The organism is Curtobacterium sp. MCBD17_030, assembly GCF_003224255.1.
Lineage (GTDB): Bacteria > Actinomycetota > Actinomycetes > Actinomycetales > Microbacteriaceae > Curtobacterium.
The window spans coordinates 568,917-583,087 of record NZ_QKLI01000001.1 but is presented as its reverse complement, the minus strand read 5'-3'; the positions used below and the strand labels follow the sequence as shown (position 1 = coordinate 583,087).

General features: G+C 70.2%; 11 protein-coding genes. 6 read left to right on the top strand and 5 right to left on the bottom strand.

The annotated features are described in order from the left end of the window. The first annotated feature begins 132 nt into the window (after positions 1-132). Positions 133-1,116, top strand: a complete 984-nt coding sequence (locus tag DEI89_RS02710) for a glycoside hydrolase family 26 protein (RefSeq protein ID WP_110902455.1) — start codon at positions 133-135, stop codon at positions 1,114-1,116. Then, positions 1,113-2,531, top strand: coding sequence for a UDP-glucose/GDP-mannose dehydrogenase family protein (locus tag DEI89_RS02705; RefSeq protein ID WP_110902454.1), 1,419 nt, complete (start codon positions 1,113-1,115; stop codon positions 2,529-2,531). The genes DEI89_RS02710 and DEI89_RS02705 overlap by 4 nt, the downstream gene beginning before the upstream one ends. 318 nt (positions 2,532-2,849) lie before the next feature. On the opposite strand, the gene glnA is transcribed toward DEI89_RS02705, so the two are convergent. Continuing rightward, the gene (glnA, locus tag DEI89_RS02700) at positions 2,850-4,274 is read right to left on the bottom strand and encodes a type I glutamate--ammonia ligase (protein ID WP_110902453.1); all 1,425 of its coding nucleotides are present in this window, start codon (positions 4,272-4,274) and stop codon (positions 2,850-2,852) included. 142 nt (positions 4,275-4,416) lie between these two features. Between glnA and DEI89_RS02695 the strand changes: the two genes are divergently transcribed. Continuing rightward, entirely contained in the window at positions 4,417-4,854 is a 438-nt protein-coding gene (locus tag DEI89_RS02695; RefSeq protein ID WP_110902452.1) for an RDD family protein, read from the top strand. 292 nt (positions 4,855-5,146) lie between these two features. On the opposite strand, the gene DEI89_RS02690 is transcribed toward DEI89_RS02695, so the two are convergent. Next, positions 5,147-5,860, bottom strand: coding sequence for a DUF4191 domain-containing protein (locus DEI89_RS02690; protein WP_110902451.1), 714 nt, complete (start codon positions 5,858-5,860; stop codon positions 5,147-5,149). Between the two features lie 127 nt (positions 5,861-5,987). On the opposite strand from DEI89_RS02690, the gene DEI89_RS02685 reads away from it, so the two are divergent. Further along, positions 5,988-6,776 (top strand): hypothetical protein, encoded by a 789-nt coding sequence (locus tag DEI89_RS02685; RefSeq protein WP_110902450.1) that lies wholly within the window; start codon positions 5,988-5,990, stop codon positions 6,774-6,776. A gap of 145 nt (positions 6,777-6,921) precedes the next feature. Here the strand turns inward: DEI89_RS02685 and sucB are convergent, their stop codons facing one another. From sucB to DEI89_RS02670, 3 genes are all read right to left on the bottom strand, one after another. Beyond that, a complete protein-coding gene (gene sucB / locus DEI89_RS02680; RefSeq protein ID WP_110902449.1) occupies positions 6,922-8,457 on the bottom strand; it encodes a 2-oxoglutarate dehydrogenase, E2 component, dihydrolipoamide succinyltransferase in 1,536 nt (511 codons plus the stop codon). Between the two features lie 67 nt (positions 8,458-8,524). Then, positions 8,525-9,898: a dihydrolipoyl dehydrogenase gene (gene lpdA / locus DEI89_RS02675; RefSeq protein ID WP_110902448.1), complete on the bottom strand. Its 1,374-nt coding sequence runs from the start codon at positions 9,896-9,898 to the stop codon at positions 8,525-8,527. A 171-nt stretch (positions 9,899-10,069) separates the two neighbouring features. After that, a complete protein-coding gene (locus DEI89_RS02670; RefSeq protein ID WP_110902447.1) occupies positions 10,070-11,575 on the bottom strand; it encodes a leucyl aminopeptidase in 1,506 nt (501 codons plus the stop codon). Positions 11,576-11,726: 151 nt separating this feature from the next. On the opposite strand from DEI89_RS02670, the gene DEI89_RS02665 reads away from it, so the two are divergent. Further along, entirely contained in the window at positions 11,727-12,644 is a 918-nt protein-coding gene (locus DEI89_RS02665) for a proteasome assembly chaperone family protein (RefSeq protein ID WP_110902446.1), read from the top strand. A gap of 54 nt (positions 12,645-12,698) precedes the next feature. Next, complete coding sequence (locus DEI89_RS02660) at positions 12,699-14,018, top strand: nitrate/nitrite transporter (protein WP_110902445.1); 1,320 nt, start codon at positions 12,699-12,701, stop codon at positions 14,016-14,018. The last annotated feature ends 153 nt before the right edge of the window (positions 14,019-14,171 follow it).

Sequence of the window (14,171 nt, the reverse complement as noted above, 5' to 3'; positions counted from 1 at the left end):
AGATGTGTATAAGAGACAGGGGCCGGCTCGGGCGGGTCCTCGTCCGGCGGGTCGGGCCAGGGCGGCGGTCCGACCGTCGTCCCCGGCACCGACGGCCCCTCGACCGACCCGGACCCGGCGGCCCCGGTCGACGTGCCGACGAAGACCGAGGTCCTCGCCCAGCAGTCCCGCTGGTACGGCCTCTACACGGCGCAGTCGCCCTTCAACTGGGCCGAGTACGACGAGGTGTCCCAGCAGGTCGGCAGGTCGACGAACATGGTCGGCTACTTCCAGGGCTTCGACCAGGACTTCAACGCGGGTGCCGTGCAGCGATCGTGGACCAACGGCCGCGTGCCGCTGCTCACCTGGGAGACCCGGCCGGCGACCACCGGCAACGACCAGAAGTACGTCCCCGGGTACGCGAACGCCGACATCACCGGGGGAGCGTTCGACGACTACCTGACGAAGTACGCCGACGCGCTCAAGGCGAACGGACAGCCCGTGGTGATCCGTCTCGACCATGAGATGAACGGCAGTTGGTACAACTGGTCCGACGGCACCGCCCAGCAGAACGCGCCGGGCTCGTTCGTCGCGATGTGGAAGCACGTGCACGACGTGTTCGAGCGTGCGGGTGCGAACGACTACGTCATCTGGAACTGGGCTCCGACCCGCATCGACGCCCTGGGCAACCCGAAGTACCAGACCGTCGACTACATGCAGGCGTACTACCCGGGCGACGACTACGTGGACTGGGTCGGCATGAGCGGGTACTACCGCAAGGCCGCTGAGTCGCCGACCTTCGCCACCACCTTCGGTGCGACGCTCGACCAGATCCGGCAGATCGCGCCCGACAAGCGCATCCTGCTCAGCGAGATCGGCGCGACCGAGACCGGCTCCGCCGTGTCGAACGGGCAGAAGTCGCAGTGGATCGACTCGCTGTTCGACGCCCTCGCGGACCCCGCCAACTCGGACGTCATCGGCTTCGCGTACTTCAGCGAGACCGCCACCACGATCGTCGACGGTGCCCGCACCACCAACGACTGGCGACTCAACTCCCGTGCCGACAGCCTGGCGGCGTTCGTCGCCGGCATCGCCCGCACCGACATCGACTACGACCTGCAGGAGGTCAAGAAGTGACCGCATCGAAGAAGTCCGCCGACACCCGACCCGCACCGGTCATCAGCGTCATCGGCACCGGGTACCTCGGTGCCACGCATGCCGCCGCCATGGCCGAGATGGGCTTCGAGACCATCGGCGTGGACGTCGACCCCGCGAAGCTCGCCGCGCTCTCCGCCGGCCAGGTGCCGTTCTACGAGCCCGGACTCCCCGAGCTCATCACGAAGCACGTCGCCAGCGGGAAGCTCCGGTTCACGGCCTCGATCGCCGAAGCGGTCGCTGCGGCGGACGTGCACTTCGTCTGCGTCGGGACCCCGCAGAAGGCCGGGTCGCACGCGGCGAACCTGTCCTTCGTGGAGAACGCCACCCGCGGCGTCGCCGAGAACCTGACCCACCCGGGACTCATCGTCGGCAAGTCGACCGTCCCGGTCGGCACCGCCGCACGGCTCCGCGGGATCGTCAGTGAGTTCACGCCCGCCGGCATCGACGCAGAGCTCATCTGGAACCCCGAGTTCCTCCGGGAGGGCAAGGCCGTCGAGGACACGCTGCACCCGGACCGCCTGGTGTGGGGCGGTGCGTCGGACGCTGCCGACGCCGTGATCCGCGAGGTCTACGCCGCCCCGATCAGCGAGGGCACCCCGGTCATCACCACCGACCTCGCCACCGCCGAGCTCGTCAAGGTCAGCGCCAACGCGTTCCTCGCCACGAAGATCTCGTTCATCAACGCGATCTCCGAGATGTGTGCGATCGCCGGGGCCGACGTGACGACCCTCGCCGACGCACTCGGCCACGACGCCCGTATCGGCCGGAAGTTCCTCAATGCCGGGCTCGGCTTCGGCGGCGGATGCCTACCGAAGGACATCCGAGCCCTCATGCACCGGGCGAACGAGATCGGTGCCGGCCGGGTCGTCGGCCTCATGCAGCAGGTCGACGAGATCAACATGGGCCAGCGCCAGCGGGTCATCGACATGGCGATCGAGTCCACCGGGGGATCGGTCCTCAACCGTCGCATCGCCGTGGTCGGGGCAGCGTTCAAGCCACTGACCGACGACGTCCGTGACTCCCCGGCGCTCAACGTGGCCGCCGCGCTGCACCTCCGTGGCGCGCAGGTGACGCTCTGGGACCCGGAGGCGATGGAGACCGCCCGCCGGTCGTTCCCGACGCTCACCTACGCCACGTCGATGACCGAGGCGATCGAGGGCGCGGACCTGGTCCTCGTCCTCACGGAGTGGGACGAGGTCGTCGACGCCGACCCCGTCGCCCTCGCGGCCGTCGTCGGCCAGCGCGTCGTGATCGACGCGCGCAACTGCCTCCCGACGGGCCGCTGGGTCGGGGCGGGGTGGACCGTCCGATCCCTGGGACGGCCCACCCCTGTCACGGGTGCTTCCGCGAGCGTCGCCGCGGGCACGGTCGACGCGCTGGCCACCAGCCGCTGATCGTCCCCGGAGCGGGGCCCGTGCCGTCGGCACGGGCCCCGTTCTCGTGCGTCGGCCGCCGCGCCGGGGCCGCGGTACAGTGCGCGAAAGCGACAGATCTGCACCGGAATCCGGTGGTGATCTGTCGCCTTCGCGTCCCAACCTGCGGGACCTGCTCCGGATCCGCTGACCTGACCTGACCGGCCTGGAGGCCCGGTGCCGGTCCGCCGGGCCGCCGCCGGGCCTCCGGCCACCATCTGTCGCTCCCGCGGAGGGGACGGCACACGAAGGGCCCCGCACCTGACCGGTGCGGGGCCCTTCGTGGTGGAGCGTGGAGCGTCAGACGCCGAAGTACAGCTCGTACTCGAACGGGTGCGGACGCTGCGCCATCGGGAGGATCTCCTTCTCGCGCTTGTAGTCGATCCAGGTCTGGATCAGGTCCTCGGTGAAGACGTTGCCCTTGAGGAGGAACTCGTGGTCCGCCTCGAGCGCGTCCAGCGCGGCGCCGAGCGATGCCGGCACCTGCGGGATGTTCTTCGCCTCCTCCGGGGGGAGCTCGTACAGGTCCTTGTCGACCGGCTCGTGCGGCTCGATGCGGTTCTGGATGCCGTCGAGGCCCGCCATCAGCTGCACCGCGAAGGCCAGGTACGGGTTGCCGGAGGCGTCGGGCGCGCGGAACTCGATGCGCTTGGCCTTCGGGTTCGTGCCGGTGATCGGGATTCGGATGGACGCCGATCGGTTGCCCGCCGAGTAGACGAGGTTCACCGGGGCCTCGAAGCCCGGGATCAGTCGGTGGTACGAGTTGATCGTCGGGTTCGTGAACGCCAGCACGGCCGGGGCGTGCTTGAGCAGGCCACCGATGTACCACCGGGCCAGGTCGGACAGGCCGCCGTAGCCGTTCTCGTCGTAGAACAGCGGGGTGCCGTCGGACCACAGCGACTGGTGTGTGTGCATGCCCGAGCCGTTGTCGCCGAAGAGCGGCTTCGGCATGAAGGTCGCGACCTTGCCCCACTGCTCGGCCGTGTTCTTCACGATGTACTTGAACTTCAGGATGTCGTCCGCGGCGTGGACCAGCGTGTCGAACTTGTAGTTGATCTCCTGCTGGCCACCGGTGCCCACCTCGTGGTGCGCACGCTCGAGCTCGAGGCCCGCGTCGATCAGCTTGAGGGAGATGTCGTCGCGGAGGTCGGCGGTCTTGTCGACCGGCGACACCGGGAAGTAGCCGCCCTTGTACGGGGTCTTGTTGGCGAGGTTGCCGCCCTCTTCTTCGCGACCGGTGTTCCAGGCGCCCTCTTCGGAGTCGACCGAGAAGAACGCCTCGTTCTGCGTCACGGAGTAGCGGACGTCGTCGAAGATGTAGAACTCGGCCTCGGGGGCGAAGAACGCGGTGTCCGCGATGCCCGTCGAGGCGAGGTACTTCTCGGCCTTCTTCGCGACCTGGCGCGGGTCACGGCCGTAGATCTCGCCGTTGCGCGGGTTGTAGATGTCGAACACCATGATCAGCGTGCGCTCCGCACGGAACGGGTCCACGTACGCGGTCGTCACGTCGGGGATGAGCTGCATGTCCGACTCGTGGATCGACGCGAAGCCGCGGATCGAGGAGCCGTCGAAGAGCTGACCGACGGCGAAGAAGTCCTCGTCGACCGTTGATGCGGGGATGTTGAAGTGCTGCTGGACCCCGGGGAGGTCCGTGAACCGGATGTCGAGGAACTTGACGTCCGTGTCCTTGATGAAGGCAAGCACCTCGGAGGAATCGCTGAACATACGAGTCGGTCTCCTGTGGGGTTGGGTGGTGTCGAGGGAACCAGGAGGCACCCTCCGACGAGGCTATTGACCTGGAGTTTCCCGGACGTGACTGGGTTGTTTCCAGCGTGTTACGTGCCGGGGGAACGCCTACGCTGAGCACATGGCCCGCTCCACTCTGCCCTCCTCGCCCGCTCCCGGTCCCGGGCGCACCGAATGGCCGGGCAAGATCCTCGGACTGCCGGAGTCGGGGCCACGCAGCATGGGGTCGTTCGGACGTCGGTTCCTGGGCCTCGTCATCGACTGGGCACTCGCGTCGCTGATCTCGCTGGTGATCGGGACCTACGGTGCGGCGGGCAACTTCGTGACGCTCGGCATCTTCGCGGCACTGCAGGTCGTCTTCATCGCGCTGCTGTCCGGGTCCTTCGGGCACGTCTGCGTCGGGCTGCGGGTCGTCCCGGTCCGCGGCGGCTACGTCGGCGTGTGGCGGCCGATCGTCCGGACGGTCCTGCTCTGCATCGTCGTCCCGGTGCTCATCCACGCGAAGGACGGCCGGGCGTTGCACGACGCGGTCGCCGGGACGGTGCTCGTCCGCCGCTGAGGCCTGGTCGGCCCGGTCGGCCTGGTCGGCCCGGTCGGCCTGGTCGGCCTGGCAGACCCCGTCGGGCCCGGTCGTCTCGGAGCATGGCGGTCCGCTGCCGGGCAGCCTGCTGCTCGTCCGCCGAGGTCCTACGACCTGCCGCTGCTCGTCCGCCGAGGTCGCACGACCTGCCGCCTCATTGCCCGCAGATCAGCACCTCGTGCGACCTCGATCCGACCAGCACGCCGCAACGACACGACGCCCCCGACCCCGAAGGGTCGAGGGCGTCGTGGCACGCGGGGGGAGCGACGTGTCAGCGCGGCCGCCCGGCACGGACCCGGGTCGGGTCGATGCCCTTCGGGATCGCCGCGGCCGGACCGTGCGTGAGGGAGTCGAGACGGTTCGACACCGCCAGGACCTCGTTGCGGTTCAGCGCCTTCTTGTACCTGTTCATCGCACGCGGCAGCTTGTGGAGCGTGACCTGGCCGTCCGCGTCACCGACGTTGACGACGTGGATCGGGACGTTCGGCACGATACGGGCCACCTTGCGACGCTCTTCCTCGACCTGACGATTCAGGTTCGTGACCGGACCCTCGGTGATGAGGACGACACCCGGCGTCCCGACGGCGCGGTAGACCGCCGCCTGCGACCGACCGTGGACGGCGACGGGCATCTCGCTCGAGCGCCACTGCCGTCGCAGGGAGTTCGACAGGACGGCGCCGACGGCACCGGGCTGGCCCTCGATCTGCGAGTAAGCGGCCCGTTCGGCGAGACGGCCGAGCACGATCAGGAACAGCAGCACGCCGAGCAGGACGCCGGCGATGATCCAGAGCGTCATCGCGAGCCAGTTCTGACCCGGGATGAGCAGCGCCGCCAGGACGCCGACCACGACCGGTCCGAGGAACGCGAGGGCGAACCACCAGACGGAGCTGGGGTCGGCCCGACGGGTCATGGTGAAGACCTGGTACATCTGCTTGAGACGACCGGGCTCCTTCGCCGGGGAGCTTGAGGAACTGCTGCGTGCCATGCCGACAAGGATACGGCCTGGCACGTCGATCGTGGACCGTCCGACGCCAGGCTGTGGGCGAACAGCGTTGTCCACAGGTCGCTGATCCGGCCGGGAGGCCTGCCCCGCCCCCGCCACGATGGTCGCCATGGAACCGTGGGAACAGATCGACCTCTGTTGGCGAGCCCCGGAGCCCGCCGACGACTTCGCCGAGTGGCTCGCCGACCGCAGCACCGTGACGCACGACCACCTGGTGGGAGTCGCTGAGATCGGGCGCGACGAGACCGGCGCCCTGGTCGCGCGGGCATCTGCGCCGGTGGGGCTCGCACTGCCCGCGGCACTGGACCGGATCGGGTCACCGACGGCTGGTGTCGCCGTGACGCTGACGCTCCCACTGCTCGAGCTCGCCCTCCTGGCCGACGCCGGCGCGGTCCTGCTCGGTCGTGCCGGCATCGACGACGTCTTGGTCGACGACGCCGGTGCCGTCGTGCTGGTCGACCGACCGCCCGGAACCACCGATCGCTCCGGGCCCGGTGTCGTCTCGGGTGTCGAGGCGCTGGTCCTCGCCGTGCGTGCCGTCTGGGAACGCGTCGATCCGCGTGAGGTCTGCCACGACGAGGTCGACCAGGCGTGCTCGGCTGCCCGCCGGGACGGCGGAGCGGCGCTCCTCGCGCTCGACCGCGTGATCCGTGCCGCTGCCCCGCCGAGGCCGGTGCGTTGGGATCCACCGCCGATGACCTTCGCGTTCGATGTGGATCCGAGAGTGCCAGGGCCTGCGGCACCGCACTCGGCCGTCGGACGACTCCTGCAGTCGGGGCGCGGACTCCTGCGGTCCGGGCTGCCCGTCGGATCGCACCGGTTCGGCGTGCGCCGGCTGGCCACCGGACTGGTCGTCGTGGTCGGTGTCGTCGTGGCCGGGGCGTGGGGTGCGAGATGAACGTCGCCTGGCGCGGGAACGACGGCGGCCCCGCCTCCCACCGGGGGAGACGGGGCCGCCGTCGAACTCGCCGGCTACCGAGCGACCAGTAGCCGAGGACTCAGTAGCTCAGGACTCAGTAGCCCAGGATTCAGTAGCCCAGGACTCAGTAGCCCAGGTTGGGGCCGAAGTTGCCCTCTTCCAGACGGTTCTTCACGGCCACCAGGTACCGGGAGGCGTCGGCGCCGTCGATGATCCGGTGGTCGTAGGAGAGCGCCAGGTAGACGAACGAGCGGATGGCGATGGCTTCCTGCCCGTCGACCTGCACGACCGCCGGGCGCTTCGTCACGATGCCCGTGCCGAGGATCGCCGACTGCGGCAGGAAGACCACCGGGGTGTCGAACAACGCGCCGCGGGAACCGGTGTTCGTCAGCGTGAAGGTGCCACCGGCGAGCTCGTCGGGCTTGAGCTGGTTGTTGCGCGTGCGCTCCGCCAGGTCCGCGATCGACTGCGAGAACTGGGCGAGGTCGAGCGACGCCGCGTCCTTGATCACCGGGGTGAGCAGACCTCGCTCGGTGTCCACCGCGATCGAGACGTTCTCGGTCTCCGGGTAGACGATCTCGTCGCCGTCCACCGTCGAGTTGATCTTCGGGTGGGCCTTGAGCGCCTCGGACGCCGCCAGGGCGAAGAAGGGCATGAAGGAGAGCTTCGCACCCGTCTTCTCGAGGAACTCAGCCTTGTGGGCGTCACGGAACTGCGCGACCTTGGTCACGTCGACCTCGACGACGCTGGTGAGCTGTGCGGTCGAGGTCATCGACTGCACGGCACGCTCGGCGACGACCTTGCGCAGGCGGGTCATCTTCTCGCGCGTCCCGCGGAGCGGCGAGACCTCTGCGACGAACGGCCCGGACTGTGCCGGAGCCGCCGAGCCCGAGGCGGACGGTGCCGGGGCGGCCGCAGCAGCGGAGGCCGAGGCGAGCACGTCCTCCTTGCGGATGCGTCCACCGACGCCGGTGCCGGTCACGGTGGACAGATCGACACCCTGCTCGTTCGCGAGCTTGCGCACCAGCGGGGTGACGTACCCCGAGGCCGCACCGTTGGCGGTCGGGTTCGGGACCTCCGCGGACGGGGTCGACGACGGCGCAGCGGCTGCGGGGGCCGCAGCCGGAGCGGGTGCTGCCTTGGCGGGGGCGGGGACGGCTGCGGGCGGGGCAGCTGCGGGCGGCGGGACCGGGGCAGCCTGCGGGACCGGCGAGGCGGCCGGCGGCGCCGACGGTGCCTGCGGAGCCGCGGGCTGGGTCTGGCCGGACGGAGTCGGCTCGGGCTCGGCGGGCTCCGGGGCCTTCGCCTCGGTGTCCTGCTCCGTGCTCGGCGCGGTCTCGGGCTCGGTGTCCTCGGCGACCGCCTCGGTCTGGCTGTCGGTCGACTCGGACCCACCCTGGTCGGAGGAGTCGCCGCCGCCGGCTCCGTCGCCGATCTTGACGAGGGCGGTGCCGACCTCGACGGTCTCGTCCTCCTGGACGAGGATCTCCTCGATGACGCCGGCGATCGGCGACGGGATCTCGGTGTCGACCTTGTCGGTGGAGACCTCGAGCAGCGGCTCGTCGACCTCGATCCGGTCACCGACGTTCTTCAGCCATCGGGTGACCGTACCCTCGGTGACGCTCTCCCCGAGCGCCGGGAGGTTGACGGATTCGCTCATCGGGTGGACTCCTTCTCGCAGGCGTGGTTCTGGGTTGTGGTGTTCGTGGTGCGCACGACGGTGCTGCTCACAGCGCGTGGAGCGGCTTGCCCGCGAGGTGCAGGAAGGCTTCGCCGAGGGCTTCGTTCTGCGTCGGGTGCGCGTGCACGAGCGGCGCGACGTCCTCCGGGTGTGCTTCCCAGTTGACGGCGAGCTGTGCTTCTCCGATGAGCTCGCCGACGCGGGCGCCGATCATGCTGACGCCGACGACGGGGCCGTCGATGACCCGCACGACCTTGACCGCGCCGGACGTCCCGATGATGTGGCTCCTGCCGTTGCCGGCGAGGTTGTACTCGTACGTGTCGACCTTGTCGGCGCCGTACTGCTCTTCGGCCTTCGACTGCGAGAGACCGACCGAGGCGACCTCGGGGTCGGAGTAGGTGACCTTCGGGATGTTGTTGTCCGAGATGACGACCGGGTTGAGACCGGCGATCTCCTCGGCGACGAAGATGCCCTGCTGGAAGCCGCGGTGGGCGAGCTGCAGACCGGGGACGATGTCACCGACGGCGTAGACGTTCGGCAGGTTGGTGGCGAGCCGCTCGTTCGTCGTGACGAACCCGCGGTCCATGGCCACACCGACCTCGTCGTAGCCGACGTTCTGCGTGAGCGGGCCACGGCCGACGGCGACCAGGAGGACGTCGCCGTCGTAGGTCTTGCCGTTCTCGAGCGTCACGACGACGCCGTTCTCGTGCTGGTCGACGTGGTCGAACCGGACACCCAGAGAGAAGTCGATGCCGCGCTTGCGGAACGCGCGCTCGAGCTGCTTGGACATCGACTCGTCCTCGGCCGGGATCAGGTGCGGCAGGCCCTCGACGATCGTGACCTCGGCCCCGAACGACTTCCACACGCTGGCGAACTCGACGCCGATGACGCCACCACCGAGGATGACGACCTTGTTCGGGACGTAGTCCATGCGGAGGGCGGTCTCCGAGGTGATGACCCGGCCGCCGATCTCGAGACCGGGCAGCGACTTCGAGTACGAACCGGTGGCGAGCACGACGTTGCGACCGGTGACGGTCTGGTCACCGACCTGCACGGTGTTCTGCGAGGTCAGACGGCCCCAGCCCTCGACGACGGTGATCCCTCGCGCCTTGATGAGACCCTGGAGGCCCTTGTACTTCGAGTTGATGACGCCCTGCTGGTACTCGATGACCTTCGGCACGTCCACGCCGGCGAACTCGGCGACGACGCCGTACTTCTCGGCGTCACGGGTGGCGTCGGCGACCTCGGCCGAGTGCAGCAGTGCCTTCGTCGGGATGCAGCCGCGGTGCAGGCACGTCCCTCCGAGCTTGTCGCCCTCGATGAGCGCGACGCTCATCCCGAGTTCAGCGGCTCGGAGCGCTGCGGCGTAACCGCCGCTGCCGCCACCGAGGACCACGACGTCGTAAGTCTGTTCCGTCACCTGGTGCAACTCCCTCGTGCGTGTCGGGGGCGGCTTCGTGTCTCTTGGACGCCGTCCCGGTGGACACCGCGCGGCGGCGTCCGGCGGTCGGACCGTCTGTACCGGTCCCGTCCCGTCAGTTCCGGCGGGGGAGCGCGCGCGGACGCGGCGGCCCCGCCGGAACCCAACCTACTACTTGGACTGCAGGTCTTCTGCGAGTGCGACCAGGGTGCGGACCATCACACCGGTCGCGCCCTTGCCGAGCCAGCCGTACCCCGCGCCGCGGTTCTCCGACGGTCCGGCGATGTCGAGGTGCGCCCACGGGATCGTGGTGCCCTCGGCGGTCTGCCCGACGAAGCGCTCCAGGAACTTCGCGGCGAGCAGCATGCCGCCCGCGGTCTGTCCGACGGTGGCGTTCACCATGTCGGCGACGTCGCTGCTGAGACGGCCGTCGAGCTCCTCCGGCAACGGCATCGGCCAGATCGGCTCCGCGACCGCGTCGGCGAGCGCACGGACCTGTGTGACCAGGTCGTCGCTGCCCATCAGGCCGGTCGTGCGGTCTCCGAGGGCGACCATCTGCGCTCCGGTGAGGGTGGCGATGTCGACGATCGCGTCGGGCTGCTCGAGCGACGCGGCGGCCATGCCGTCACCGAGGACGAGTCGGCCCTCGGCGTCGGTGTTGGTGACCTCGACGGTCTTGCCGTTCTTCAACGTCAGGACGTCACCCGGGCGGATGGCCGACCCGGACGGCATGTTCTCGGCGAGGCAGAGCCAGGCGGTGACCTTCGTGTCGAGGCCCAGGCGAGCAGCCGCGACCGTCGCTGCGAGGACCGTCGCCGCACCGGTCATGTCGGTCTTCATACCGAGCATCGACGCTGCCGGCTTGAGGGACAGCCCGCCGGAGTCGAACGTGATGCCCTTGCCGACGAGCGCGAGGTGCTTGGTCGCGCCGGCCGGCTCGTACCGGACGACGACGAGTCGCGGCGGACGGACCGACCCCTGGCCGACGCCCGCGATCCCGCCGAAGCCCTGTTCGGCGAGAGCGGTCTCGTCGAGGACCTCGACGGTGAGGGGCAGTCCCTCGGCGATCGATCCCGCGACGTCGGCGACGTCGGACGGACCGAGGTCCCCGGCGGCGGTGTTCACCATGTCGCGGACCAGGGCCGCGGCGTCGGCGACAATCGCCGGGCGCACGGTGGCGTCGGCGCTGACAGAGGCCGGAGCGACGACCGTGATGCGCTGGTCACCACGGGTCGGGCCCGTGGTGCCGGCGCCCTTGTGTCGCGTGAACGAGTAGGCGCCGAGTGCGGCGCCCTCGAGTGCCGCGGCGACGGCGGAGTCGTCCTCCGTGGGCAGGGCCAGGGCGATGGCGGCGACGTGCGGCAGCTGGCGCACGGCGCTGCCGGCGGCGGTGCGGACGGCAGCCGGTCCGGTCGCACTGCCGAGACCGATGAGGGCGATGCCCGCGGCGGCGACGCCGACGGACGCCCCGCCTGGGATCCGGACGAGCTGGTCCTTCGCACCGGTCGCTCCGACCGCGGCGAGGTCGAGATCGGCGAGTCCGTCGACGGGGCCCGTGGCGGACGGCACGAGGGTGGCCGGGGCGCCGTCGGTGCCCGGGCGTACGCCCAGCACGAGGACGTCGGCGTCGACGGAGGAGGGGGACGAGGAAGAGGTGGAGAGCGTCGGTCGGACCATGCGATCAGCCTACTGACGGCCCACTGACGGCCCACCGACGGGCGGTGGACGGGCCTCCCGTCGGCCGGATGACGGGAGGCTCTGCACCTGTTCGCTGTCGGCGTCGCCGCCCGACCATGTGGCGTCGGCGGCCCCGCCTAGCATTGACCCGATGAACCACCCCGAGGACCTCTACACGCTCGACGTCTCCGCCCCGACGGTGCCTGCCGGGCTGCACCTCGTCGCTGCCCTGACGGGCTTCGCGGACGCGGGCTCGGCGGTGGCGCAGATCACGGCGTCGATCACCGGCTCGCTCGAGACCCAACTCGTGGCCGAGTTCGACCCGGACATCCTGCTCGACTGGCGCGCCCGTCGTCCGGTGATCACGTTCGAGCACGACCACATCACGGCCGTCGAGCCGCCGCGGCTGACGTTGCACCTCGTCCGTGACGAGCTCGGGCAGCCCTTCCTCTTCCTGTCAGGCTACGAGCCGGACTTCCAGTGGAACCGGTTCGTCCAGGCGGTCGTCGACCTGGCCGAGGACCTGCAGGTCGCCGACACGACGTGGGTCCAGGCGATCCCGATGCCGGTGCCGCACACGCGGTCGATCGGCGTCACGGTGTCCGGCACCCGTGCTGACCTCGTCGAGTCGATGAGCGTCTGGAAGCCCGAGACCCAGGCGCCGGCGAACGTCCTGCACCTGGTCGAGCACCGTCTGGCGGGGCTCGGACAGCAGGTCACCGGCCTGGTGCTGCTCGTCCCGCACTACCTCTCCGACACGGAGTTCCCGGACGCCGCGGTCGCGGCGCTCTCGGGCATCTCGGCCGCCACGGGTCTGATCTTCCCGACGGACGCGCTGCGTGAAGAGGGGCGCGAGTTCCTGGCGCGCGTGGCCGAACAGGTCGCGGGCAACGCCGAGCTGCAGCGCCTGGTCAGCACGCTCGAGCAGCGGCACGACACGTACATGGAGGGCAACCCGGTCGCATCGCCGCTCACCGGGGCGGACGGGCAGGTGCCGACCGCGGACTCGATCGCCGCGGAGCTCGAGCGGTTCCTGGCGGACCGCCGCAGCGCAGCTGAGGACGACTGACCGCAGAGCCTCCACCCGCGCGGGTACCCGTCGGCCGCTCGCTAGCCTGGTCGGGTGAACTCCCGCCGAGCCTTCGTCGTCTGGGGCGTCGCCGTCCTGGCCTACGTCCTGGCGGTCATGCAGCGGTCGTCCCTGGGGGTCTCCGGGGTGGACGCGCAGGACCGCTTCGCCGTGTCCGCTGCCGTCCTGTCCACACTCGCGGTCGTGCAGATCGCGGTGTACGCGGGGCTGCAGATCCCGGTGGGCATCGCCCTCGACCGGGTGGGACCACGTCGCCTGGTGCTCCTCGGTGCCCTGCTGCTGACGATCGGCCAGGCCGTCGTCGCGCTGTCGCCGACGATCGGGCCGGCGATCGTCGGGCGGGTGCTCGTCGGTGCCGGCGACGCCATGACGTTCATCTCGGTGATGCGTCTGCTGCCGATGTGGTTCAGCGGGTCCCTCCTGCCGCAGATCTCGCAGTGGACGGGCAACCTCGGGCAGGTCGGACAGATCGTCTCGGCGTTCCCGTTCGCCCTGCTCCTGCACACCGTCGGGTGGGACGCGGCGTTCGGGTTCGCGGCGATCGCCAGTGCCGTGGGGCTCGTCCTGGCGGCGGTGTTCGTGCGCGCGGGTCCGGTCGTGGTGCGCACCGACACGATCCCGCTCCCGCACTCGTGGGGCGCCGCGTTCCACACCTTCGGCCACGCCCTCCGCCGGCCAGGCACACAGCTCGGCTTCTGGTCGCACTACGTGACGCAGTCCTCCGGCACGGTGTTCAGCCTGCTCTGGGGCGTCCCGATGCTCCGCGGTCTGGGCTACTCGGCGACCGAGGCAGCCACTTTCCTCACCGTGATCGTCGTCGTCGGGTTCGTCGCCGGCCCGGTCCTCGGCCTGCTCTGCGCGCGGTTCCCGATGCGGCGTTCCAACCTGGTGCTCGGCATCGTCGCCGCGCTCGGTGTGGTGTGGACGGCGGTGTTGCTCTGGCCGGGCCAGCCGCCGACGTGGGTCCTCGTCCTGCTGGTCGTGGCGATGGGGGTCGGCGGGCCGGGCTCCCTCATCGGGTTCGACTTCGCCCGGTCCTTCAACCCGGTCGGCTCACTCGGGTCCGCGAACGGCGTGGTGAACGTCGGCGGGTTCCTCGCGGCCTTCGTGATGATGTTCGCGATCGGGTCGCTGCTCGACGTGCTCGCGGCGGCGTCCGGCACCGACACGTTCGCCTGGCAGAACTTCCGCGTCGCGATGACCGTCCAGTACGTGGTCGTCGGGTTCGGAGTGGTGATGCTGCTCCTGGCACGCCGTCGGACGCGGGCACGGCTGCACGCGGAGGACGGAATACGGGTGGCTCCACTGTGGGTTGCACTCGTTGCACGGTTCCGGAAAGGACGCGTGCAATAATGATCACGGACCCTTTCGGGTTCCCCGCGTTCAGCGTCGGGGGACTTGACATGGGTCCTAGTGCTGCCCGGAACGGTAGGACCAGACGACGCGGGGTACCGCGGCGGTGGCCCTGGGCGGCGAGGGAAGGCCACGACCCCAGGAACGTGGCAC

Coding starts and splice junctions, on each gene's coding strand:
- glnA (WP_110902453.1), bottom strand. CDS start 4,274: ATGTTCAGCGATTCCTCCGAGGTGCTTGCCTTCATCAAGGACACGGAC.
- DEI89_RS02695 (WP_110902452.1), top strand. CDS start 4,417: ATGGCCCGCTCCACTCTGCCCTCCTCGCCCGCTCCCGGTCCCGGGCGC.
- DEI89_RS02690 (WP_110902451.1), bottom strand. CDS start 5,860: ATGGCACGCAGCAGTTCCTCAAGCTCCCCGGCGAAGGAGCCCGGTCGT.
- DEI89_RS02685 (WP_110902450.1), top strand. CDS start 5,988: ATGGAACCGTGGGAACAGATCGACCTCTGTTGGCGAGCCCCGGAGCCC.
- sucB (WP_110902449.1), bottom strand. CDS start 8,457: ATGAGCGAATCCGTCAACCTCCCGGCGCTCGGGGAGAGCGTCACCGAG.
- DEI89_RS02670 (WP_110902447.1), bottom strand. CDS start 11,575: ATGGTCCGACCGACGCTCTCCACCTCTTCCTCGTCCCCCTCCTCCGTC.
- DEI89_RS02665 (WP_110902446.1), top strand. CDS start 11,727: ATGAACCACCCCGAGGACCTCTACACGCTCGACGTCTCCGCCCCGACG.